24 protein-coding genes and 1 rRNA gene are annotated in these 24,665 nt (G+C 44.5%); 4 read left to right on the forward strand and 21 right to left on the reverse strand.

Annotated features, from left to right (window positions below; translation table 11 throughout):
- Positions 1-196: ribosomal RNA gene (locus AC0YNT_RS17130) — 16S ribosomal RNA — on the reverse strand; the annotation flags it as partial.
- Positions 197-718: 522 nt separating this feature from the next.
- On the reverse strand, positions 719-1,633 hold the full coding sequence (locus tag AC0YNT_RS17135; protein WP_475805732.1) for an AraC family transcriptional regulator: 915 nt from the start codon (positions 1,631-1,633) through the stop codon (positions 719-721).
- A gap of 153 nt (positions 1,634-1,786) precedes the next feature.
- Here AC0YNT_RS17135 and AC0YNT_RS17140 point away from each other — a divergent pair, with 153 nt between their 5' ends.
- Positions 1,787-3,196: an MFS transporter gene (locus AC0YNT_RS17140; protein ID WP_475805733.1), complete on the forward strand. Its 1,410-nt coding sequence runs from the start codon at positions 1,787-1,789 to the stop codon at positions 3,194-3,196.
- 54 nt (positions 3,197-3,250) lie between these two features.
- Here AC0YNT_RS17140 and AC0YNT_RS17145 read toward each other — a convergent pair whose 3' ends face one another.
- The 12 genes from AC0YNT_RS17145 to AC0YNT_RS17200 form a co-directional block, all read right to left on the reverse strand.
- Positions 3,251-3,727: a GNAT family N-acetyltransferase gene (locus tag AC0YNT_RS17145; protein WP_475805734.1), complete on the reverse strand. Its 477-nt coding sequence runs from the start codon at positions 3,725-3,727 to the stop codon at positions 3,251-3,253.
- Positions 3,728-3,850: 123 nt separating this feature from the next.
- Positions 3,851-4,618 carry a hypothetical protein gene (locus tag AC0YNT_RS17150; protein ID WP_475805735.1) on the reverse strand — a complete coding sequence of 256 codons (768 nt, stop codon included), beginning with the start codon at positions 4,616-4,618 and terminating at the stop codon, positions 3,851-3,853.
- A gap of 54 nt (positions 4,619-4,672) precedes the next feature.
- Positions 4,673-6,034, reverse strand: coding sequence for a sensor histidine kinase (locus AC0YNT_RS17155; RefSeq protein WP_475805736.1), 1,362 nt, complete (start codon positions 6,032-6,034; stop codon positions 4,673-4,675).
- Positions 6,007-6,717, reverse strand: coding sequence for a response regulator transcription factor (locus AC0YNT_RS17160; RefSeq protein ID WP_475805737.1), 711 nt, complete (start codon positions 6,715-6,717; stop codon positions 6,007-6,009). The genes AC0YNT_RS17155 and AC0YNT_RS17160 overlap by 28 nt, the downstream gene beginning before the upstream one ends.
- A 79-nt stretch (positions 6,718-6,796) precedes the next feature.
- Positions 6,797-7,594, reverse strand: a complete 798-nt coding sequence (locus tag AC0YNT_RS17165) for a COG4705 family protein (RefSeq protein ID WP_475805738.1) — start codon at positions 7,592-7,594, stop codon at positions 6,797-6,799.
- A gap of 29 nt (positions 7,595-7,623) precedes the next feature.
- Positions 7,624-8,130 carry a hypothetical protein gene (locus tag AC0YNT_RS17170; protein WP_475805739.1) on the reverse strand — a complete coding sequence of 169 codons (507 nt, stop codon included), beginning with the start codon at positions 8,128-8,130 and terminating at the stop codon, positions 7,624-7,626.
- Entirely contained in the window at positions 8,127-8,738 is a 612-nt protein-coding gene (locus AC0YNT_RS17175) for a DedA family protein (protein WP_475805740.1), read from the reverse strand. The genes AC0YNT_RS17170 and AC0YNT_RS17175 overlap by 4 nt, the downstream gene beginning before the upstream one ends.
- Before the next feature lies 1 nt (position 8,739).
- Positions 8,740-9,573 (reverse strand): undecaprenyl-diphosphate phosphatase, encoded by an 834-nt coding sequence (bacA, locus tag AC0YNT_RS17180; RefSeq protein WP_475805741.1) that lies wholly within the window; start codon positions 9,571-9,573, stop codon positions 8,740-8,742.
- A gap of 161 nt (positions 9,574-9,734) precedes the next feature.
- Entirely contained in the window at positions 9,735-10,421 is a 687-nt protein-coding gene (locus AC0YNT_RS17185; protein ID WP_475805742.1) for a response regulator transcription factor, read from the reverse strand.
- Between the two features lie 9 nt (positions 10,422-10,430).
- Positions 10,431-11,894, reverse strand: a complete 1,464-nt coding sequence (locus AC0YNT_RS17190; RefSeq protein ID WP_475805743.1) for a sensor histidine kinase — start codon at positions 11,892-11,894, stop codon at positions 10,431-10,433.
- Between the two features lie 262 nt (positions 11,895-12,156).
- Complete coding sequence (locus AC0YNT_RS17195) at positions 12,157-13,677, reverse strand: glycoside hydrolase family 43 protein (protein ID WP_475805744.1); 1,521 nt, start codon at positions 13,675-13,677, stop codon at positions 12,157-12,159.
- A gap of 26 nt (positions 13,678-13,703) precedes the next feature.
- Positions 13,704-15,404 (reverse strand): ABC transporter substrate-binding protein, encoded by a 1,701-nt coding sequence (locus AC0YNT_RS17200; protein WP_475805745.1) that lies wholly within the window; start codon positions 15,402-15,404, stop codon positions 13,704-13,706.
- A 142-nt stretch (positions 15,405-15,546) separates the two neighbouring features.
- Between AC0YNT_RS17200 and AC0YNT_RS17205 the strand changes: the two genes are divergently transcribed.
- The gene (locus AC0YNT_RS17205) at positions 15,547-16,410 is read left to right on the forward strand and encodes an AraC family transcriptional regulator (RefSeq protein ID WP_167278134.1); all 864 of its coding nucleotides are present in this window, start codon (positions 15,547-15,549) and stop codon (positions 16,408-16,410) included.
- A gap of 58 nt (positions 16,411-16,468) precedes the next feature.
- Here the strand turns inward: AC0YNT_RS17205 and AC0YNT_RS17210 are convergent, their stop codons facing one another.
- From AC0YNT_RS17210 to AC0YNT_RS17230, 5 genes are all read right to left on the reverse strand, one after another.
- Positions 16,469-16,666, reverse strand: a complete 198-nt coding sequence (locus AC0YNT_RS17210; protein WP_475805746.1) for a CLC_0170 family protein — start codon at positions 16,664-16,666, stop codon at positions 16,469-16,471.
- Positions 16,667-16,692: 26 nt separating this feature from the next.
- Positions 16,693-17,934, reverse strand: coding sequence for a Ger(x)C family spore germination protein (locus tag AC0YNT_RS17215; protein ID WP_475805747.1), 1,242 nt, complete (start codon positions 17,932-17,934; stop codon positions 16,693-16,695).
- Positions 17,903-19,021, reverse strand: coding sequence for a GerAB/ArcD/ProY family transporter (locus AC0YNT_RS17220; RefSeq protein ID WP_475805748.1), 1,119 nt, complete (start codon positions 19,019-19,021; stop codon positions 17,903-17,905). Before AC0YNT_RS17220 ends, AC0YNT_RS17215 begins: the two co-directional genes overlap by 32 nt.
- Before the next feature lie 14 nt (positions 19,022-19,035).
- Entirely contained in the window at positions 19,036-20,655 is a 1,620-nt protein-coding gene (locus AC0YNT_RS17225) for a spore germination protein (protein ID WP_475805749.1), read from the reverse strand.
- Between the two features lie 126 nt (positions 20,656-20,781).
- The gene (locus AC0YNT_RS17230; protein WP_475805750.1) at positions 20,782-21,255 is read right to left on the reverse strand and encodes a MarR family winged helix-turn-helix transcriptional regulator; all 474 of its coding nucleotides are present in this window, start codon (positions 21,253-21,255) and stop codon (positions 20,782-20,784) included.
- Positions 21,256-21,341: 86 nt separating this feature from the next.
- Here AC0YNT_RS17230 and AC0YNT_RS17235 point away from each other — a divergent pair, with 86 nt between their 5' ends.
- Complete coding sequence (locus AC0YNT_RS17235; protein WP_475805751.1) at positions 21,342-21,536, forward strand: hypothetical protein; 195 nt, start codon at positions 21,342-21,344, stop codon at positions 21,534-21,536.
- 67 nt (positions 21,537-21,603) lie between these two features.
- Here AC0YNT_RS17235 and AC0YNT_RS17240 read toward each other — a convergent pair whose 3' ends face one another.
- Positions 21,604-22,695: a sensor histidine kinase gene (locus AC0YNT_RS17240; RefSeq protein ID WP_475805752.1), complete on the reverse strand. Its 1,092-nt coding sequence runs from the start codon at positions 22,693-22,695 to the stop codon at positions 21,604-21,606.
- Complete coding sequence (locus AC0YNT_RS17245) at positions 22,685-23,386, reverse strand: response regulator transcription factor (RefSeq protein ID WP_475805753.1); 702 nt, start codon at positions 23,384-23,386, stop codon at positions 22,685-22,687. The genes AC0YNT_RS17240 and AC0YNT_RS17245 overlap by 11 nt, the downstream gene beginning before the upstream one ends.
- 199 nt (positions 23,387-23,585) lie before the next feature.
- Here AC0YNT_RS17245 and AC0YNT_RS17250 point away from each other — a divergent pair, with 199 nt between their 5' ends.
- Positions 23,586-24,662 carry a D-alanine--D-alanine ligase family protein gene (locus AC0YNT_RS17250; protein ID WP_475805754.1) on the forward strand — a complete coding sequence of 359 codons (1,077 nt, stop codon included), beginning with the start codon at positions 23,586-23,588 and terminating at the stop codon, positions 24,660-24,662.
- Positions 24,663-24,665: the final 3 nt, after the last annotated feature.

Below are 24,665 nucleotides of genomic sequence, written 5' to 3' on the forward strand. Positions count from 1 at the left end.
ATTCGGCCATGCGACCAATTCGCGTATCCGGTATTAGCATTCGTTTCCGAATGTTATCCCAGTCTTATGGGCAGGTTACCCACGTGTTACTCACCCGTCCGCCGCTAACTTCGCCCGAAGGCAAAGTCCGCTCGACTTGCATGTATTAGGCACGCCGCCAGCGTTCGTCCTGAGCCAGGATCAAACTCTCCATGAAATGGATTTTTCATCGCTCGACCGAAACCGATCGACGAAAACTCCTTGGTGTTTGACTTGCTCAAACTTTTATACCGATTGGAAAACAAGTTTTCCAATCGGCGTTTTGATCAACCTCTAATCGCGGTCGCTCATCGCTGAGTTACTTCGATAAAGATCAATACATCGCTTTTTCCGTTATTTCTAACGGGGCAGTTTTGCTCGTTGTTCAGTTTTCAAAGAACAATTTTTTCAACAACGCGGCTTAATATATCACGTTATCATTTCCAGAGTCAAGCTTTATTTTTCATCGATCATAGTTTCTATTAATCAATTATATTCAGCTTTTTCTGCCCAACCGCTTGTCTCTCTAGGCCGGAAGTAGAATATACCATGATTCATCTAGTAAGTTCAACAGGTAATAATTTACTTTCCTTAGTGTCACGCCTATCCTAAACTATTCTATTACCCTTGCTCGATAACCAAGAACCTTTGCCTCTTCTATAGAAAAGCAACCCCGAGCATAATTGATCGGGGTTGCTTTTTAACTATCCTCAAATCCCCATACGCTGGATGATTTGCGCATCATTTTCATATCTTGCAGAGGAGGTTGGCCAAACAGTCTTCGGTATTCACGATTGAATTGAGAGGGACTTTCATAACCCACTGTCATTGCGGCCATCGTTGCCCCTACTGGACCACTCAACATCAGGCGTCTGGCTTCTTGAAGCCGAAGCTGCTTCTGATATTGTAAAGGTCCCATTGTTGTGATCGCTTTGAATTTATGATGCAGGCCGGAGGTACTCAAGTTACAGGACTTTGCCAGCTCTTCAATGGTAAAAGAACGTGTGTAGTTTTCTTGGATCCATTGAATTGCCTTTCCAACTCCATCTGCCCTTTGATCAAATAAAACCTTTTGCATAAATAAGTGTCCATAATCACCTGACAGCAAATTAAAAATCATTTCCTTTTTGAGCAGCTCGGACATATATCGAACCTGATTGGGCTTATCCATTAGCTTCAATAAACGGTAAAAGATATCGAGCAGATCAGCATCGGATTTACCAATGAAGGCTCCGGCACTCGGATTTTTCTCCTTTGGCTCCGTGAGGATCTCTGCCTCCATTACGACAGAGGCAATTTCCTGCGTTGTAAAATCGATGCGCAGCCCAATATAAGGTGATTGTTCTGCAGCCCCAACGACCTGGCCCGAAGCCGGAATATCAATCAGGGATGCTAAGTAATCACCCGCTCCATAATGAAAAACTTCTTGGCCAAGATAAAGCTTCTTCGCCCCTTGAAGGATTAGACAAAAGGAAGGCGTTAATACACCTGGACTACGCAGGGTATCGTGACAGCGTCTGACTATAGAAAGAAACGGCACGATGGTTGGCGTTCGTCCTTCTTCCGAGGTAAAGCGATTCGTCATGGCAATAAGTTGATTAAGCTTCTCCGACATTCCTTTTATCCCCTTCCGTCTTGTTTCTTGATTATATACATCATTTTGCAGCTTTAGGCAACTTTTAAGCAGGAACGATCTACTTCTTTACGCTGATTCCATCCATAATGTTTCTCAGAACCACTATCTTTCAATATGGAAAGGAACATGTAAATGCATCAGTCCAAATGGATTATTCTAACCATTATTATTGCATGCCAACTAATTGTTGTGCTTGATGCTTCTATTATGGTGACAGCAATTCCTCAAATCGGCCGCTCACTTCATATGTCGACAACCAGCTTGACCTGGGTTCAAAACAGCTACATTTTAGCGTTTGGCGGTTTCTTGCTGCTTGGTGCTCGGGCTGGAGATCTATTAGGGCGGAGAAGAATGCTTGGTATAGGCATTGGGTTATTTTCGCTGACCTCTCTACTGGCTGGGCTTGCTCCAACAGCTGAATTTCTGCTAATCTCCCGCGCCTTCCAAGGCTTTGCGGCTGCATTAGCAACACCTGCTGCACTGGCTTTACTCTCAGCAAGCTTTGTTGAAGCCAAGGAACGTGCCAGAGCAATTGCGATGTATAGTGCCGTTTCAGCTGCCGGCGGCAGTATTGGTCTTATTCTTGGTGGATTTTTCACCGATTTTATATCGTGGCGTCTCGGGATGTTTATTAATGTTCCTATTGGGATCGCTCTGCTGTATTTGGTACAGAAGTTTATCCAGAAAACAACTATTCGAACAGGGCGGTTTGATCTATGGGGTGCGCTCACATCTGTCATTGGCATGACGGGGTTAGTATATGGCTTTGTTCAAGCTGCAGATTACGGTTGGGGGAAGCCTGAAACATGGATTCCACTTACAGCAGGTATTGTTCTATTAACAGCATTCGTTCTTATTGAAGCTCGAGCTGCTGAGCCAATCATCCCGCTCCGGTTGTTTGCAAGCCGCCAGCGGTCGGGAGCTTATCTAGGACGATTTCTGATGGTAGGCGGGAATTTTTCACTCTTTTTCTTTATCCCTCAATATTTGCAAAACTCCGCCCACTTCAGCTCATTTGAAGCAGGTCTCGCCTTCCTGCCATTTACGGTCGCCCAATTCGGGATGATGTACCTGATGCATGGGCTCGTGCACCGTTTTGGAAATATTAGAGTTCTGATGGCTGGTTTAATAATCGCGATCATTGGTACACTATGGCTCAGTCGAATCATTTCCATACAAGGTCATTTCTTCCCTGAAATGTTCATCCTTCTCGCAATTATGGGTATTGGCGCCGGAATGGTATTTCAGCCGCTCACAGCAATGGGACTTACCGATGTCGAGCCTCGAGATACGGGTGCGGCTTCGGGTCTCATTAATGTCGCACATCAAAGTGGTGCATCGTTAGGTTTGGCTGTTCTCATAACTGTATTTAATCAATCAAGTCATACAGATCAACCTTCCAGCTTACAATTTGCCCATGCTATATCAAATTCCTTGTTAGGGTCCGTTGTATTTATTATTGCCGCACTTGCTGCGACTCTTCTCTGCTTACTTCCAGCACGGCAAACTAGTCGAAAACAAGCATTACAAGTGGATAAATAAAACTGAAAATCATCAGTGAGCACGAAAAAAGCCCCAAATTGGGGCTTTCTTCTGTTAGTTATATGTCATCCAAACCGTGTTCCCAACAACCTCGAACTGCTGTTTAAACCAAAAGTTTTGTGATTTATCCAGCGAGTATACATACATCCGTTTATTCGGATATTTAGCTTTCAGCCAATTCATGAAAAACGCTGCATACCCTTTTCCTTCATGCTCCTTCAGCACATCTAATACTTCAATAAATACAAAGTTGGTTTCATTCTTAATCTCAATATAGAAATCCCTCTGCAGATACCTTTCATCCTGGTGAAAATAATCCTTCTCTGCCTTCTGAATTAACTGGTTCCCTTGTGCGTATTCTCGGATGATGCCATATCCAACCATTTCATCATCATTCTCGATGATATAGATTTCTTCGGTCAATTCCGACGGATCTTTCTGGCTCAATTCTCCTGCATGATATCCTGAGCTTAATTCACCTAACAGGTTTTGCATTTCTTTATCAAATGGTTTGGCAATAATTGAAGGCATTGGTATCTCCCTTTGGCTGTTTCGAAAGTCTGTTCCTCTTTGCAGAGTATAGTACTACATGACTGTAGTCAAATCTTTATATTAAAAAAAGCTGCCGTAACCGGCAGCCCTTCATCATGAAACTTATTGCTTCTTCTCAAAAACAGTCTGAGTCTGATCGACGAAAGTCTCGACATCCTTCAGCGCAGCTTGCTTCTTCTGGTCCGCTTGCTCTTGCGTAATGTCGCCATTAGCTTGAACCTCAGTGATTTTGTCGTTCACATCGGTCATCAGTGCGTCAATTAACTGCTGGCGCGTTACATCATGATCCTTAGCAATGTCTGCTAATGTTTTACCCGCTTGGACTTCCTTAGCGAACTCTGCTTTGTCGATACCAATCAGTTCAAAAGCGGCCTGGATATTCATTTCTCCGGTACGATCCTGCTTGTCCTGCTCCTTATTAAGCGGCATTGTGAAGACACGCTCCGCTTCCATCGAAGCCTTCTTCTTCACATTCTCCTGCTCCTCAGAAGTAAACTCTTCAGAACCTCGCTTGAGGGTAATGGCTTCAATTATTTCCTGCGTTAGCTCATCAATCAGCGGTTGAAGCTCAAGTCCTTTCTCTTGTGCAATATCAGCAAGTGATTTGCCATCTTTCATGGCTTGTTCCAAAGCTGTTTGATCCAAACCAAGCTTCGAAGCTGCCATGTCCTGGACATCCAGCTTAATCCCTTTCTCTTGAGCCCGCTTTTCGTCTTGACCGCCAACCGGAGTTGTCTTCTGTACAGCGGAGCTCTCTTTCTTAAGATCGGCTGGCGATTTGCCGTTCATGTTGTCCGCCGCATAGGCGGTTACCGGTACAGCGATCGCAATCAGTAAGGCTGCGCTTGCGATTTTCCAGTTTTTCTTCATCGTTAGATCCCATCCTTAGTCATATTACCGTCCGTATTCCGGAGGCTGCATGTATTAAGATAAGCTAACATTCTGAAAAGAATCTGAAAGGTTTGGCAGCGTGACGCGAAATGTAGTCCCCGACTGCGGCGTACTCCACACTTCGATCTTAGCACGATGAGCATTCACAATTTGTTTGGCAATCGCAAGTCCAAGGCCAGTGCCCTCCGATCGACGAGTACGGGCTTTATCCATTCTATAAAATCGTTCAAAGATTCGAGGCAAGTGCCCCTCCTCAATGCCAATTCCCGTATCGCTCACGGTAAAGGACGTCTTATGAGGATTCACATCCAGCGACACCGTAACTTTGCCTCCATCCCGATTGTATTGAATCGCATTCTCGATCAAGATAAGAAGAAGCTGCCGTATACGTACTTCATCTGCTTGAATCATTGTTTCGTCCATGCCAACAGTGCCTTGTCCACCATTCCATACTAGCTTCACATTCTTCGAGGCTGCAATCGGCTCAACCTGCTCAATCACTTGATTAATTGTGTTCCTCAATGAGAAGCTAGATACAGCCAGTTCAATGCGGCCGCTGTCACTTCGAGCGAGTACAAGCAAATTATCGACCAAGCGGCTCATATGATGAATTTCACGTCCCGACTTCATAAGTACATTACGGTGAAAGTCGGGGAGCTTATTGCTTTCCTCATCCAACACTTCATATGCGGATTTCAAAATGCTAAGAGGTGTCCGAAGCTCATGCGACGCATCAGAAGTGAACTGTTCCTGCCTGCGGAAAGCTTGAACAATCGGACCCATTGCTCGTCCAGCCAGAACATAACCAGCAGCCCCACCGGCTGCAAGCAAGAGAAGGGCGAAACCTGCGAACGCCCATCGCAGCTGAGTCAATAGCGCGGTATCACTTGTCACTTCCTGTGCGACGAGGATCCGATAGTCTTTGATCTTCCCTGTAGCAATGACTGTCCCTCCAATACGAAAGGTCCGGCCATAAGCTCGAACATTATGAAAGTCGTTGTCCGGTTTCGATAGAAGGCTCGGCAATAAGGCTGCCGTAGGAAACTCCTCAACTGATACACCAAGCTTGCTAGTTGAAGGAGATTCGAAAATAATCTGCCCGTTAGGATCGATGAACCACGCCATTTGGTTCAATTGCAAACCGCTTGGAGCAAAAGAAGCGTTGACCTTCCCTTGGCCAACTGAAGAGTCGAACAGGACTTCCCCCTTAGGCGAAGCGAGAAGCTTCTGCAGTTCTGTCTCATATTGACTGCTTAACGCCTTAAGCTGATTATCCTCTGTTCTCGTCAGCATATGCTGCACCATCCACAAGGAGAAGAGCGCAGATATCATCAGAATAATACCAACGGTTAGCGAGAATTCGCGCGTTAGCCGGGTTCGCGTACGTTTGAACATGACTTCTCCCCATCCATCAGCAGCCGATAGCCTGCACCATAGACACTTTGGATACATTTTGACTCGTAAGGCCCGTCCACTTTTTTGCGAAGTAATTTAATCGTCACGTCTACAACGTTCAAAGTCACATCCGATCCGATTCCCCATACATGATCAAGCAATTGCTCCCGTGACAACACTTGGCCTGCATGTCGCATCAAGCAGATAAGTAATTGAAACTCTCGCCGCGTAAGCGCAATGGCTAAACCTCCCCGTGTTACTTCAAACCGGTTTAAATGTGCTGTTATATCCCCCATGCTTAACGTATCCGACTGATAACCCCGCTCCTGCCTCCTGAATAAAGCAATCAAGCGCGCTTCCAGTTCCTCGAATGCAAAAGGTTTTATCATGTAATCATCTGCACCTGTACGCAGCCCTTCCACCCGGTCTTGAACGGCATCTCTTGCCGTCAATAACAGAATCGGGGTATGATCTCCCTTGCTGCGGATCTCCCGCACGAGTTCCAAGCCGGTCATCTCAGGGAGCATCCAATCAAGCACATATACGTCATAACGGCTAGCTGCAATAGCATCCCTCGCCTGTTGACCATCCTTCATCCAATCGACAGTGTGATATTGCCGCTTTAGTTGATGCTCGATTAACTCACCCAGCGTTTCATCGTCCTCCGCCAGCAAGATGCGCATGATTCTTACCTCCTGTAACTTCATAGAACTTTAATATACCAATAAACTATGAAATTAGCATGAAATGATAAGAGTAGAGTTATGGATTGGTTAAAGAATGTTGATGTTCCTCTATCTTAGCCGGAGCGCCACCTCGAGTGAAAACAAGAAGTACGATAATAACGAATAAGATTAAACTTACAATACCTTTGCCATAGCCTGCTCCCCCGTCTGCATGCGAAGCAGATAACCAGTCTGCAAACGATGCACCAACAGGCCGTGTCATAATATAGGCAAACCAGAAAGCAGCTACTTCTTTCATATTAAACAGCCAATAACCTAGGGCAGGTATTACGAGAACAACACTAAACATAATCCCTGATGATAAATATCCTAAATGCATATAGGAAGCGGTCATGTCACCTGCCGCTGTACCAAGCGCAAACGTGGTCGAAACAGTCAGCCAATAAAAAATTTCTCTTCGGCGGGTATTTATATGATGCACGGATAAAGTTCCCTCTTTGATATACCAGGTAATGAGTACTGCAGCGAGCATCACAGCAAAAAAGATCGTAGATGCCACATAAGGTATTCCTAAGCCAACACGAACAACATCTGCTGCCGTTGTACCGAAAATGCTCACCATGATAACAACAAGCCAGTATAGACTAGGCACATATCGTTTTGCTTTGAACTGAAGAATCATTGCAGCAATAAAAATCGCTACACTGAGCGGCAGGGAAATTAGAGGATTTAGACGCTCAAATAAATAATCAGAAGCAACTTCCCCCATACCAGTAGTAAGGAGCTTCGTAATCCAGAAGTACAAGGTGATCTCTGGCACTTTAACTAACAAATTCGCTACTTTAGAATGGTTTTCAGCTTTATAAATATACATAAATGTCTCCTTACTATTAATCGAATTGATTACGGCTTTTCTCGAAACAGTTTAACTAAAGCCCCTGTAATTATGAATAGGCTAACAATAGTTATCGACTTATATTTCAGGAGCTGCGAACGATGGCTGTTACCGCCATGAGGTTGGAAAGCTTCCCGCCCCATCTGACTTATATCTGTTTGGGTAATCGTGAAATCAATTTGAGCCTGTTTGGATTCCTTTAAACGTTGAAACTGAATATTCGCTCTATAATCACCTGACTTCAGCGCAGGAGCATTCTGAATTTCAAGAGTTTGATTCCTTCCTGGTTCGAGAGTAACATCATGTACGGCGATGGCATTTCCTACATGTTTATAACCCCATTCATCTTGACTGGTATTAAAAGCACGGTCCAATTGGACCAAAAGATCACCTGTTAATACTTCCGGACTGTTATTGAGATGAATAACCGGCTCACCCTCAGACGTAAAGCTGTAATCATAATGTTCGATTATCAGATTAGAGACTGATGCATGAATAGCTGCTGGCTGTATCATACCCGAGACCTTTTTTTTCTGAATAGCGAGTATACAAGCAATCCGACCAGAAGAACGGCAATGGCATAACTGATAGGATGCATGTAGCTCTCTAATCGATCAGCACTTTCTCCCCACTTATACCCCGCATACGCTAATGCCATATTCCACGGAATGCAGCCTAGAAAGGTATATATGATAAAAGTAGAGAACTTCATCTTCGCAATACCTGCCGGCAGCGAAATAAAAGTTCGGATAAATGGCAGATTCCTTGTAAAAAACACACTTCCCTTACCATAGCGTTCAAACCAACGCTCAGCCTGATCAAGATGCGAGCTTCTGAACAACACATATTTTCCGTAGCGGTTTAACAGCTTTCTCCCGCCTAGCACTCCGACATAGTAGGCGATTACTGAACCTGCAACATTGCCGAGTACCCCCGCAATGGCAACATCCTGCCATGACATCGAGCCGCTCGCTGCCGCCAATCCACCGCTTAACATAATAACTTCACTTGGAATTGGGATACATGCACTTTCCAACAACATTCCAATAAATATTCCGTAAAGACCAATTGCATCAACTAATTGAACTCCTATACTTGAGATATACTCGATGATATTTTGCATATTATACCCCCGTTACCAGAAGATAAATGAGAAATACAGCAGCGAGTATAAATCTGTAATAGGCAAATGGGGCAAGCTTGAATCGTTCCAGGAGCTTCAAGAATGTAATAACGGCAAGCAATGCAACGACAAACGCAACAATAAATCCTGTGATGAAAAATGCAGCATCAGAAGCTGTTAATGTGTCATAGCTCTTTAACAGCTCATACCCGCTTGCAGCTACCATCATTGGGATTGCGATTAAGAATGAAAAGTTTGTAGCTGCTTTGTATTCAACGCCTGCTAATAATCCTCCCGCAATCGTTGCTCCAGAGCGCGAGAAGCCCGGCCATAACGCCAAGCATTGAAACAATCCGATATATATCGCCTGTCTATAGGTAATCTGATCAACACCACTCGATTGAACGGAAGCTTGGCTGCGCTCGCCAATCAGCATAAATATACCTCCCAGCACCAATCCTGCTAGTACGGTGTATGCAGAAAATAAATAAGATGTAATAACGGAGTGCAGAGCTAGTCCAAGTACCATCGCCGGCAGGCAAGCAAGAATAACATGGATCAAATTTAGTCTGCTTGATGATTCCGTTGCCGTTCCGGCTTCTTGCTCAGGTTGCAGCTTCCCCATTCCAAGCAAATTCAATATCCTGCGCCAGTAAATAACAGCAACTGCCAGTATCGCGCCAAGCTGAATAATCACTTCAAAGGTATCCGCTTTGTCACCAGTAAAGTTTAGTAATTTACCGGTTAAAATCAAATGTCCCGTCGAAGACACGGGAAGAAATTCAGTTAGTCCTTCTACAATTCCCTGTATGACGGCTGTCAATATATTTTGCATAATGCCAAACAACTTCCCTTCTCGCTATCGCTTGTTATCCTCATGTGGACCTCCCCTACTTTATAGCCAAGACCTCAACGAGCCGTAAATATCTCATTAAATTTTTATTAACTATTATGAAGTAAAAATAAAAAAGCCTGATCGATGATCAGACTTCTTCTCTAGCTTCTGCAGCGGTAACCCGCTCCCCATAATGTCTCGATATAGACGGGATTAGCCGAATCTTTTTCAATTTTCTCGCGAATTTTCCGAATATGTACAGTTACGGTTTGGATATCACCAAGGGCATCAATGCCCCAGATCCGTTCAAACAGATGCTCCTTGCTGAAAACTTTATTGGGATGACTGGCGAGGAAATACAGCAAGTCGAATTCTTTTGTCGTAAGAATGGTTTCCTCATCATTAACAAATACTTTGCGTGTATCCGGATCGATACTTAAACCACGAATTGAGATAATATTCCTCGCGTCTTTAATACCTAACAACCGTTCGTATCTTGCCAGATGAGCCTTCACCCTTGCGACCAACTCTGCTGGTTTGAACGGCTTTGTAATGTAATCATCCGCACCAAGACCTAAACCCCGGATTACATCAATATCTTCGTGGCGGGATGTTACGATTAGAATAGGAATGTCCTGCTTCTCCCGGATTTTCTTGCACACTTCGAATCCGTTCATCTTGGGAAGCATCAAATCCAGAATCACCAGGTCATACATACCAGAAAGACTCATAGTAAGACCTGCTTCGCCATCGGCAGCTACCTTCACTTCAAAACCATTAATCTCCAAATAATCTCTTTGAAGCTCTGAAATCGTTGTATCGTCTTCAATGACCAGAATACTTTTCATCGCTCATCCTCATTCCCTGAATTGGACAGGCATGGAAATGGTGATCGTTGTACCCAATGTCAATTGACTGGAAGCTGATATCATCCCGTTATGCCCCTCCATAATTTGTTTCGCAATAGCAAGGCCTAGCCCACTCCCGCCTGTCTTTGCACTTCGCGATTCATCTACGCGATAGAAGCGATCGAAAATATGTTTAACCACGTCTGCCTCCATACCAATTCCATTATCCGTTATCGCAATTACAACTTTATTCCCTTGCAGATAAGCTTTCATTTGTATGGCAGGTAAAGGTTTATCCATATACCTGACGCTGTTTTGAATAATATTATTTAGCACGCGTTTAAATTGATCCCTGTCCATTAAGACAGATGGCCCAGCGCCCATTCGGATATCTGGTTCGAATATTATCGACTTTTTCTCAAGCTCGAATTGAAGTTCTTCAGATAAATCATTGAGAAAAGGCAGCAATTCCACGGATTCAAACTGGAAGAGTTGACGGTTCAGGTCCAACTTAGAGTACAAGAAGAGCTCATTAATCAGATGCTCCAGCTCACCTGCTTTGGCTGCAATCGTCTTCATGTATTTCATGCTCTTCTCAGGAGTATCCGCCACTCCTTCGATAACCCCGTCAATATAACCTCGGATGGCCGTAAGAGGTGTTCTTAAATCATGGGAGATACTTGCAATCAGCTCCTTGCGGTTCTCTTCATATTGCGTCTGAACCTGAATAGACTCCTGCATGCGGGAGCGCATATCTTCGAACGCCATACCTAATTGGCTAATCTCGTCTTTTCCTTGCACATTAAGCTGAAAGTCCAAATTCCCGTTTTTCATCTCTCTTGCTGCTTTACGTAGTGCTTCAATGCGGCGGATAATGCTTTTGGACATATAAGTCGTCAGCAGCAGATGTGTGACAATCAAAATTAATAGTAAACAAACAAATAAGGTAGGGAAATACTTGCGTATGAAATAGGTAAGCGGGTCCTCCTTAGAAATTATAAATAGGCTTACCTGCTTGCTTTGAAAGTCGAAATCAAACTGTTGGAACACATAATTCGTGTTCCCTTCTTTCCTTTCGGTATAGCCGTTAACGACATCTGCATGTTGAAAGAGCGGCAAATCTGTTACAAGTTGATTATTTTGTTGAATGCTGGACGAGCGGTAGTAGATAGAATTCCCGGTTCTTACTATTATGCCTGAATCATTACTTTCCAGATCTTCCGACAATTCATCAAGATAAGAAGAATCAAGTAATAATTCAGGATGACGTAAGGACGAGCGTTTAATCTCTTTTGCAGCATGTTCAACAGCCTCGTGTCCAAACCGGTTTTCTGTCGTTTCATAAACACTTTTCAAATTTTGGATATCACCTTGGTAAAAAACGACCAGCAGAAGTGAAATAAGCAGAATCGATATGAGCGGAATGATAAGCATAGCTGCATAAGATAACAGCAATTTTAATCGTATGGACATGCCCTGTAAATCTCCTTAGGGGAAATAAGTTCTTTTTAATAACATACGGGAGGTACATCATAAATACAAGTTCCAGGTTTTTCGATCTATTTTTCTAAGTTTTGGTTCAGACTTATCCCAATTATGCTCTCATACCCCCATTCAGTTGTTATTGAGGCAGAATATCGTACAAAAATAAATATTTTATTAACTTGATATTAAGATCCTAGTGGTGAACGAAAAAAGCTGCCGAAGTCGGCAGCTCTTTAGTAAGTATTTCTATTTAATCCTCTGTGACATGATAGTCAAACCAGTCAAAATAAGCAGGAGAAATGGAGCGTACTCCGTTACCCGTCGCATACATAGCGATAAACACACCTGTGAATCCGCCTGCTAATTCTGTGGCCAGCATTTTGCATTCCCCTTGTCCAAACCGAATAGGTTCTTCTTCCTCCCTTTCGGCATACTCAAAGACATAGTTAGTTTTGTCCGCACGGACACTTAGTATAACCGAGTCAGCCGACCAAGGCCGTTCGTTTTCTATCTTCCAGAGTGAACCAATTTTTCTGCGGAAGATAAGCTTACGCTCTCCGGTAATCTGCTTAATCGCTATTTCGTAGTGAAACCGTTCATTCATAAATACCGTCATACCTGCTTCTTCACCATCCTGCTGTGGTGCAAACGTAAGGTGAGCAGATGTACGACATAAAAAATGCTGCTGTCTTCGACCAATAAAAGACGGTACGCCAATTTCATTCAAGGTGGCCTCAGAGCCGTATAGCGTCAAGCAGCTTTTCTTCTCGGAAAGCGACCAATTCTGCGAATCTGATGAACGAAGGAAGTTCCAGTATGGAGCTAACTCAGTCTGTTCGAAGTCATCTCTCTCTTGGCTATTTGGCTTAGGCTGCAAAGGAAGATTACCCGCCGGCATCGTCTCACCAACCGTTCCGTTATCCCCAATAATTGGCCAGCCATCTTCTGTCCAAGTCACTGGCGCTAAGAAGGTCTCCCGTCCCAAGTAGTGATGATTAGGATAACCAGCAGGGCGAATACCAAGGAACACCGCCCACCAGCTGCTATCTGATGCTTGAACGAAATCGGCGTGTCCCGTTGCTTGAATCGTATTTAGTGTGCTTCGATGGGTTAGAACAGGGTTGTACGGACAACCCTCGAATGGACCATCTGGTCTCCTGCTCCTCGCTATCGTTACCATGTGCCCGTACTCCGTTCCTCCCTCAGAAATCATGAGGTAATACCATTCGCCAATTCGATAGATATGCGGAGCCTCCGGGTATTGGCCGCCGGTTCCTTTCCATAACAGGATTACATCCGACAGACGTTTGCCTGTCTTAATGTCAATTCTGCTTTGATAAGCGCCTTGCCCCTTAGCATCATGAGAGGTTGTATAATACACGGAGCCGTCCTCATCAAAGAAGAGATCAGGATCAATACCCGGCTGGTCTACATAGACTGGATCAGACCAACCAACTCTAGGATCATCCGTAAATACATAAAAATTGCCCCCACCTGACACGTTTGTCGTAGTCATGTAGAATGTTCCGTTATTAAACCGTATGGTTGGCGCAAAAATCCCGCCGGAGCTCCAGGCTTTTCGCAGATCCAGCTGTTCCGTCCGCGTCAAAACATGGCCAATCTGCTCCCAATTCACAAGATCTTTACTATGAAATAGGGGAACACCTGGAAAATATTCAAACGAACTTGTGACCAAATAATAATCTTCCCCTACTCGGCAGACGCTAGGGTCTGGATGGAAGCCACTGATGACGGGATTACTATAATTCATATCTCTGCTCTCCTAATCTATTGTCTCTATTCATTCCATAGTTTTACGCGATCCTGAACATATTTGGTAAAGCCCTTTTCCATTTTCTCAACACCAGCGTCGAGCAGCTCTTTCTGATAGCTGTCCCACTTCTGATCGAAGTCTTCCGGCTTCGCCATAATGGCCTGCGGGATTAACTTCCAAGTAATGTCCTTCATTTTGTTCCCCAGGATTGTTACATCGTCATCACCTGGTACGGCTATATTCCAAGCAGCACCCCAATCTTTAACGGGGAACGCTTCCTCTTGTGGGAACAGGTCTTTCCAGGTTGTCGCGTTATAGGCTTTAAGTGTTTCCTTATCGGCACTTGTATAGGTGTCAATAATGAGCTCTGGGAAATTCTTCGTATAATAGTTACCCGTAGAATCCTGTACGCCGTCTCCGTAATGTGCACCCAGGTTGGAATAGAAACCAATACCCGATTCCTGACTGAATGCCGTATTATCATTTATAATTCGATCCTGAACATCATCCGGAACGACACGTTTGCCGTCCTGCAGCGTATAATGCTTCCCTTCAATACCCCAATTATTAAGAACCTGGGCTTGCTCGGATGCTAAATAATCCAGAAATTTAATTGCTCTTACCGGATCCTTGCAATCTGTTGTTATGCCTACTCCCCAACCTGCCATAAAGCCTGTTGATTGGAAGCGGTTGTCTTTGTAAGCGTCAGATAACATAACCGAGTAATGCCCGTAGGTTTGGTCTAACTTGTTATCTGCTTTAAGTGACTTCTCTCCATCTGCGTAACCCCAATCTGCATCAATCAAGCCAATGACCCGTCCCGATGCAACCTTAGCCAAGTACTGATCATTCTTCTGAACGAAGCTTTCTGTATCTACCAAACCGCTATTGTACATATGATTCAACCATTTAAAGTACTCTTTCTCACCTTCTGTACGATAATGATAGGTAGCTTCATACGTTTTTGGATCGATAAAATACTCACCGTCACCTGACTTACCGGTTGTTTCTGCTGCCGGGTTCGTAACGGAAATATACGTATGCCAGTCATCTGCGTTAAGGAGCAGTCCAATATTTTTGTTCCCGTTCTCATCTGTTGGATGCTTATCCAGATAGGATTTAATGACATTCTCGTAATCTTGAAGGGTCTTGATCGCCGGGTAACCCGCTTCCTTCACCGCACGGTGCTGGAGCTCGAACCCGCCTCCTGCAACAAAAGATTTGCCGCCCACCGCTGAGTAGGTTGGAACGACATAGATGGACTGGTCGTCGTTACTATAACGTAGACGATTCATTTGGTCACCGAACAGCTTTTTCAAATTTGGAGCATACTTCTCAATCAAATCAGTAAGATCAAGCATGGCTCCAGCATCGACTAATTTGTTCAAATCCCCTTTCGGGCTGATGAGATCCGGATAGTCACCGCTGGTTGCGATGAGTGCTACCTTCTGTGAAGGATCACCAACGGCGAATTCGGCATTAAGGGTTACACCTGTTGCCTTTGTGATTTCTTTCCCTACATCATCCTGCATTTTTCTCCAGTTCGGATTTGGGTCCTCACTAAAGAAAGAGAAGGTGACTGGTGATGTATCATTTTCAAGCCCGTCACTTTTGTTACCGCTTACAACACTGTTATTGCTGTTGTTCCCAGAGCATCCAGCCAGTACACCTACTGCAAGCGTAAAGACGATGCCCAGCTTTGACATTTCTCTTACTTTTTCCATCTGTATCCCCCATTTATGATTATTATTGTGTTCATCTAGCATTATAATGGAACCGATTATCCTTAATCCTTGATTTTAGGGTCCTAAAATAGCATGATTAGGACATCAATCAATTGCGAGCCATAATTAGAGGTGAATCTTAATGAGAAGTGTCCATTTGAATTGGTTTACATCCGACGAGCAATTTTTATTTTATATTGGGTATGGTGGGCATGACGAAGACATGTATCTTCATGATCATGTAGATTTTTCTGAACTTGTCATCGTTTTGAATGGTCATGCTACCCATATCGTAAATACAGAAGCATCTTTCATTAAAAAGGGGGACGTATTTGTTATTGACGGTGCAACCTCACATGCTTATAAAGATCCACATGATTTTCGAATTTGTAACATTATGTATCGCCCTGAAATTCTAGCTTCAGCCGGACCAGACCTTAGAACGTCTATTGGCTACCAAGCCCTTTTTGTGTTGGAACCGTTTTATCGCAATATACAACCTTTTAACAGTAAACTCAGCTTACCGATCTCGAGTCTGGAATACGTTTCTTCCCACGTTGCCTTCATGATTAATGAGTATTCGGACAAGCTTCAGGGCTATCAGACCATGCTTCGCTCACGTTTCATGGAACTCGTCGTCTATCTGTCCAGACAATATCAGAATCAGGATCGACAAGGAATTCAGAGCAACTTCATGCACTTGGCGAATGCCATTTCTTTTATGGAAGATCACTATCTTGAACCACTTACGCGAGAACAGATCGCTGACAAATCGGATATATCAGTGAGACATTTAAATCGGATTTTCCAATCTTATTATCAAACGACCCCCTTCGCTTATCTATTGCGACTACGCTTGGAGCACGCATGCCATTTGCTGAAAACAACAAATAGTCCGATCACAGAGGTTTCTTATAAAAGCGGCTTTAATGACAGCAACTACTTCACCCGTCAGTTCAACAGAGTTTACGGGATGTCTCCCAAGGTGTACCGTCGAGAGCATTAGAATTTCAAAACGAGAAAAGCCCCACCAATAGGCGGGGCTTTCACTACGTTTAAGACTCTTATATTACCCAATTCCCGATCAAAGTGACGAAGCCGGTAATTACATTAAACCAGCCAATAAATCGGGATACTTTCCATTCTTTTTTTTGGTTCGATTTTTGAAAGTCTTTGACATCGATATAAAGAATCAGCAAGCCGCTTACAATAAACAATGCAATTGCATAATAAAGATAGCCGATTGTGTAACCACCGAGCATCTCTATGTCACCTCCAAGCCAGGATATTATTTGCCCTTCATTCCGATGCGGCGGATCATCATCGTTACTTTGACATCGAAGGTACAGTCCTTGTACATGTTGCGCCATCCCTCTGCCGTCTTGATTCGTTTATTCCAATACTGCGGCTTTTTAGCTCTTACATATTCGCCAAATCCGAAATAATCCGATCCTTTCTCTTGCGATTTCTTAATAATATCGGAATAAAATTTAACGGAAACCTCTGTTTGTTTGTCTTCGATCATTTTCAGGACGGCCGGATTATCAATCTGGACCTCTTCGCTAATCTTTCCTTCCACATTAAGCTCGATCGCGATATTTATCGTGAAATGCGGCACATCGTCCTTTATTTGGACACTAATCTTGGACCGGCGATGTGTTGCGTTCGTCATGATGGCTTCTTCTGCTCCGTCCAATTGGATGAACACCCTGTAGCCTGCAGGGTTTATCCCTTTTACAGCTAAATAGCCTGCGATTTCTAACGGCTTGGTCACACCAACCATCCGGTCTTCGACAAAATAGGCAAGACCCTTTATTTCCACATTTTGTTTCTTTTTTATTTCAACGTAAGGTAGAAAGCCTTCCTGCCCTTTTTTAGAGACGTTGCTCCAAAACGTACCGATATAGTCTTTGGGAAACTTCCCCATGCGAATGCCTTCATCCAGCGTAGACATCAAATAAAGCGTAGGCACTCGCTCAAGAGGCGGAGCTGCCGTCATCAGCTTGCGTGCCTGGCCTTTTGATATCATCAACCAGGCCATGCGGCGAACATCAGGATTACGGCGGAAATAATCATTAATGTTTTCCAGCCCTTTTCTAGCTACCGCTTCAGACACGACAATAACGCGCAGATGACCGAAAAAAAGCTTACTGGATACCTGCTGCTGCAAATTCATGAACGCGTCATTTATGCTGTGACCCACAACGTCTATTACCCAGACCGTTTGTCCAACGGAGCCTTTGGCTCCTCCTCCGCTTTCGCCTGGTCCGAGCGGTATTCTGCCGGGGAGAGCAATTTGCACGGCAACGCGTATCATTCCTTTAACGGGTGCAGGAATCGTCCCACGTACATGGGATATTTCATCTTCCTCCTCTTCCGCTTCTTCCGTGTCTACCGTATCTATAGATACCCCTAGCACAACTGCCCTCTCCTCAATCTCAAGACGATCCCAACAGCCAGCAAGAAAAGGCGTGGCAATAACAACCGCGCATAGCATTCTAATTGCTTTGATCCACTTTCTTGTCTGCAACGCGATTACCTCTCTTCTTGCGAAGGATTGAAACGACAAGCAATAATCCAGGATATACAATCGTGATGATTAACCCGATGCGGCCGACATTTTCAATAATTTCATACATTTGTATGATGTTTTGAGGCAGCATGGCCATGACAAATACAAAAGGTAAAATAAAATAAGAGAAGAGTTTGTGCTCTTGTAACCGAAAAAGATGACTTAATGCATAGATGGTAAAGAAGTAACTGGAGAAAAGCGTCGTAAACACGGCTGTCACCCATACAGCCAGAAAAGCAGCATCCAGACGCTCCAATATGTTGGCTGGTAACGTTGTCGCTTTGGCTAATTCTAACGTTGGCCAGAGCAGCTGCTTGATTTCCTCCGAGCCGAACACGCTAATTGTAGCCGCCACGATAACGATGTACAGCCCGCCAGCAATAACCATGCCCCAGAAACTTGCCTTCATCGCCTTATCCGGGTGTTTCATTGCCGGAATGACCGCGGTCAGAATGAATGCTCCTTGAAAAAGAGCGGCTATCGTTAACATGCCTTTCAGCATTCCGCCCTGTTCATTCCCCCAAATCGGCAGCAAGTTAATCGCCTCCGCATTTTTAAGCGATAATGCGACGATAACCAGAACGGGTATTAACAGAAACGGAACGTAAAAAGTATGAATATGTGCAAAAGTAGTTATGCCATTACGGGTAGAAATAGCTGCAAGCAGCAGCATGACAATAACCGTCACCTCAACAGGAGTTGATTTCAAAACCGAGGTGACGACCACTTCACCGAATTCCCGCGCAGTCAGCGAGGTTAACACGGCAAAGAAGAGAATGATGAACATGCTCCCTATCCACGCTAGCCATTTTCCAATAATGACTTCGCTGTAACGAATAATCGTTTGATCGGGAAACCGTATACCAAGCCATGTGATCAGAGCTAATCCAACAAACGCAAGCAACACAGCAAGAAGAGTAACAAGCGGCCCTCCAGAATCCGCCGCGCGTACAGCAAACAGCGGAAGGGCAAGCACACCAACTCCAATAATGGTGCTGACTAAAACGGCGGATGCCTGTATGACGGTAACCTGGCGGGACTCCATATAGCAATCTCCTCCTACTTATTCTTGTCGTTCAAGGGATCTAGTACGTTAGTTGACGTTTTTTCCAGTTCATCGAACATGGTTTCCGAAACTTTTGTTTCATCGACTGTCTTTAGAAAAGCCGGTCTCTTATTCATTATCCATAGCGGCCCTCTAATAAGCAGATCCTTCAAACCCTGAAAGTCTTCGGGGATAAGAGGGCTTAGGTATGGAACGCCAAAAGACTTGAGCGATAAGAGATGGTTGGCGATCAGGATTAATCCGATCATAACCCCATAAAGACCAAAGATTCCCGCCAATATGATAAGCGGAAAACGAAGCAGCCGAAGCGCAAGCGCTGCATTATAAGCCGGTGTGGCAAATGATCCGATTGTCGTTAATGCAATAATGACAACCGTAATTGGACTGGCAAATCCGGCGGCCACGGCTGCTTGTCCAATGACAAGCACTCCGACAATCGAAAGAGCGCCGCCGACTTGCTGCGGCAATCGGATCGTGGCTTCCCTTAAAACTTCCATCGCTATTTCGATAATGATCACTTCAATGACAGCCGGAAAAGGAACTCCTGCGCGGCCTCCTGCTACGGCAACTGCAAATTCAGTTGGAATCAGCTCCGGATTGTAGGAAATAATCGAGACGTATATCGCCGGAAAGACCAGCGAAAAGACTAATGCGATCAACCTGGCGAGCCGGATCGAACTCATTAGCACGAAGCGCTCCGTATAATCTTCTACTGTCTGATAGAACTGGTTAAACACCGTTGGAACAACTAAAGCAAGTGGCGATCCATCTACAAGAATGGACACCCTTCCTTCAGCTAAATTCGCAACGACTTTATCAGGACGTTCCGTATATTGAACCTGCGGAAATGGCGAATAATGATTATCTTCAATAAACTGCTCCAGGTAGCCGGAGTCCATCACCGTATCGATATCAATTTTGGAAAGACGATTATTGACCTCTTTAACTAGCTCCGGGTTGGTAATTCCTTCCATATAGCAAACAGCTACCTTTGATTTGGTTCTGCGGCCAATCTCCATCGTCTCAATTCGAAGATCCGGAGATTGAAGCCGATACCGGATAAGAGAGATATTCGTGCCTAATGGTTCGATAAAACCTTCACGAGGACCCCGAATAACCTGCTCAGTCGCAGGTTGTTCAATCGAACGTTTATCTATGTATCGTGTATTAATAATCAGGGAATGACTCAGGCCTTCAACTGTCACGACTGTCTCCCCTCGCAGAAGACTATCGACTAGAACCGTTAATCCGCCTTCCAATCTGCTCTCGCTATGATAAAGTGCGTCATTCATCAATACATCAGTTAACTGATTAACTTCTATGGTTCTTCCTATAAGATGTGGAGGAACATACATAAGTGCTTTCACAATATCCACATTGACGGTAGACTGATTCACCATATTAGAGTAGTACATGATAACGGCTTGATGCTGCCCAAACACATGAAATCTTCTGATCGTTAAATCTTCATTCATCCCCAGAATACCGCTAATAAAAGCAATCGTACTCTCGAGATGGGTACTAATTTTCTCCCCTTTATGCTTATCCAGAACTTTACTTGGTCCTATTACAATCGGCTTCGTAACCATCCGTTTAATTTTTCTTGTAGGCATTACATCACCAGCCAATCACCTTAGTCTGACTTTTACCAGAAGTATGTTATTTCTTATTTCCATCTTTTACAAATGACGTCGAAGTTAATCATTAATAACCTGTTCCCGCAGGTAAAAAGAAAAAGCCTAGTCAGAGTGAGTCTGACCAGGCTTTGAAAGCAGGCAGGATTCCGTCAATGCTGGTTTCAGCAGATCCGAATCATATTCAAACGAAGTTAGATCAATCTGAAGATTTTGAAGCTCCTTTAGATGCACATCAGATATACGATGCAGGAGCTCGATCCCTTTATCCGTTAATGCAATAAGAACGCTTCTTGCGTCGTCCGGATTGGGCCGTCGTTTAATCAAATCTGATTTTTCGCATCGGGATACCAACCCAACACAAGCATGATGTGTGATATGAAGCTTTTCAGCCACTTCGGAGATGGTAGCATAATCACGTCCTGGATATCCTTGAATAACAAGCATTAATTGGTGTTGTTGTGGGGTTAGTCCTTCCTCTTTGGCGGCGTTTTCACTGAAGTGCATAAATACGCGCAGCTTATACCTAAAACTCGCTAACTGCTCATATACGGATTTCGTTAAGCTTTGATTTGGCATTTATACATGCTCCTCTACATATTTATATCGTATTGCGATACAAATGAAAGAATTTCACAAAATCCAACTTAGATTTGGAGATGAGTATGATGACAGTAGGTGCGATTGTAAAATCCATTTGCTTCGGATTATTATTTGCTATTCTTGCTATTGGCCTCTTACCTTTTTTAGTCGCATTCAGCTTGGCTGACATATCCGATTTAACGGAGTATTACGAATGGGGAGGAACGCCTTCTCTTTTCCTATTACCCAGATTAAAAAAACATGACAAAAAAGAGTGAGCTGAGCATTCATTTTTAATCAATCCAAAAAGCTGGACCTCATTTGAGATCCAGCTTTTCAATTTCCCTATTTCGCAAGCGGAAGCTTCACCGTAAATGTGGTTCTCCCTTGATCGCTTGCTGCGGAAATCGTTCCATGATGCAGCTCAACGATGTTCTTAGCGATCGCGAGGCCAAGTCCCGAGCCGCCCGTATTATGCGATCGGGAATGCTCCGCGCGATAAAACCTTTCGAATAACAACGGGATAACGGCTGAAGGCAAAGGCTCGCCGTAGTTCGTGATCTCAACGATGGCTTGTCCGTTATCGCTCCAAACTGAGATGTCGACCTGCCTGCCATCCCTTCCGTATTGGATCGCATTGACGATCAAGTTTTCGAATACTCGAACAAGCTTATCTCCATCTGCGTCAACGATAATCGGATGATCAGGAAGAGTCAAGCGACTCTCCATCTCCGCCTGTTCGAATTGTAAACCGAACTGCGCCGCCAATTGCCCAAGCATCTGCGTAAGATCGATTGGAGTCAGTCGCAGCCCCATTCCCCCGCTCGTCCTCGTAAATTCGAATAAGTCGTCGATCATCGTTTTCAGACGCATCGATTTCTCATAGGCGATTTGAACATAATGCCTCAGCTCCACTTCATCCCGGTAACGATCCTCTTCAATCAGTCCTAAATATCCGACAATTGACGTTAATGGTGTGCGTAAATCGTGTGAAACGTTCGTAACCAGCTCGGCTTTTGCCTTCTCGGCGCGCCGCTCCTCCTCGATGGACCATTTCAGCTGAGCCGTCATTTTATTAATATTGTCCGCCAATGCCCCAAGCTCGTCACTGCCATATACCGGTAAGCGGGATTCGAAATCCCCCTCGGCGATCCGTTCAATTCCTTGTGATATTCCCATCAAGTAGCGAATAGTCGAACGGCTTAATGCGAAGAAATAGATTATAAATAAGACAAGGCTGGCTGTAACAATTGTAGCCGGGAGGCCGAAATTATCCAGTATCTCCCGCAATAGACCAGAAACAATAAATAAACCGCTGCTGTAAAGAACAGCGGCAGCGAAATATAGGAGGCCAATCGTCAGGAGAGACGCAAGCGCGCTTAACCCAAACAAATATAACATTTTGAAACGCAGGCTCTTCCACGGTTTACGGATCAATTTTATACCCTACTCCCCATACGGTCTGGATCAGCTTGACACCGCCCAGCTCGCTTTCCAATTTATCTCGAAGCTTGCTTATGTGAACCATAACCGTATTGTTGGACTCCAGGAACTTATCCTTCCATACCGCTTCGAAAATAGTCTCTGCACTAAATACCTGCCCGAGATGGCTCGCCAGTAAATATAAAATATCGAACTCTGTTGAAGTCAAATAAACGTTCCGGCCCTCCACTGTAACCGTATGCGCTTTTTTGCTTATATTCAGAGAATCGATCTGAATTTCTTCCGGGTCCTGCACGGGTTGAATCTGTGCGTTCAAATATATGGATCTGCGAAGCAGCGACTTCACCCTGGCGATCAGCTCTAGAGCATTAAACGGCTTAACCATATAATCGTCTGCACCTGTCGTCAGCCCCATGATTTTATCCATATCTTCGGCTTTGGCGCTCAGCATCAGAATTGGAATTCCATGCTCCGCCCGTACCGCCCGGACGACCTCAAGACCGTCCATTTCGGGCATCATAACGTCGAGAATAATCAATTGAATAGATTCCTTGGCGATTACGTCCAATGCTTCACGTCCATTATTGGCTATGAGCACCTGGTATCCTTCATTAGTCAAATAGATTTTGATCAATTGGGCGATTTCAAGGTCGTCGTCCACGATCAGGATTTGAATGGTCTTCATGAGATCTCTCCATCTTTCTTTCGTAAGTTGATTAACGTGGCTCTAGTGTATCAGAAAACTTCTCTACAACCGACCACTTGAATACACAAATAAGGAATTCTTAAGGTTTCCTTTAAGATGTTTTACGATCCTCCCAGGCCTTAACCGTTATCTTTGGAGATAGAACAACGGACAAGAATTCTACCTGGAGGTTATTCATATGAAAACAAAGCTATATGTACTATACGGCGGCAAATCCGTCGAACATGAAATTTCGTTAAAAACGGCGGTTACCGTCCTACTTTCCATTGATGAAGCCCGCTACGAGGTTTATCCCATTTATATTACGCCTGATGGGTTGTGGTGTACGCCAGGACATCTATCTAAGGAGGCTTTGACGATCGAGCGGTTAATTGCCGAGCCTGCGTTTCGCGACCCGGCCCGTTCTATTGGTGAGATACTGTCAGGTGTTATGGCTTTGCCAGGTCCAAAGGTCGTAATGCCGCTATTACACGGCTCGAATGGTGAGGACGGTACGATGCAAGGCTTGCTGGAGCTGCTGAACGTTCCATACGTTGGAAATGGCGTACTGTCGGCTGCTCTTACCTTGGACAAGGCGATGTCGAAACAAATCTTAGCCCAAGCCAACATTAAACAGACGGAATATATGGTGTCCCGCTTCGAGGAATGGAGAATGGATGAGGCAGCGGTTCTGCGAGATGTTGAGCATTGTATTGGATATCCGTGCTATGTGAAGCCAGCCTCACTTGGCTCAAGCATTGGCATAAGCAGATGTATGAACCGAGGGGAGCTCCTGGCCGGTATTCGCGAGGCTTTCTCTTACGATAAGAAGCTTGTAATCGAGCGCGAGGTGGATGGCAGAGAAATTCAAGTAGCCGTTATCGGCAATGAGAGGCCTCTCGCTTCATTCCCCGGCGAATTCATTCATGAACATTCTTTCTTCGATTACGAATCCAAGTACATGGACAAGCGACTTACGATGTCGATTCCGGCTAAGCTGGCGGACGGCTTGACTCCGCGAATCCGTGAGCTGGCAATCAGGGCTTATAAAGCTCATGGCTGCGAAGGTCTCGCCCGTGTCGATTTCTTTCTCGATAGCGAAGGAGAATTGTTCCTGAACGAAATTAACGCTTTACCGGGGTTCACGAATTTCAGCATGTATCCGGTCATGTGGGAACGCACCGATGGAACGTCCTATTCCGAGCTGATTGAAAAACTAATCGGGCACGCTATCGCCCGTCACAAGAACAAACAAACGCTTCAATATACAAGATGAATG

The sequence above is a fragment of the Paenibacillus sp. J22R56 genome, from assembly GCF_056269375.1.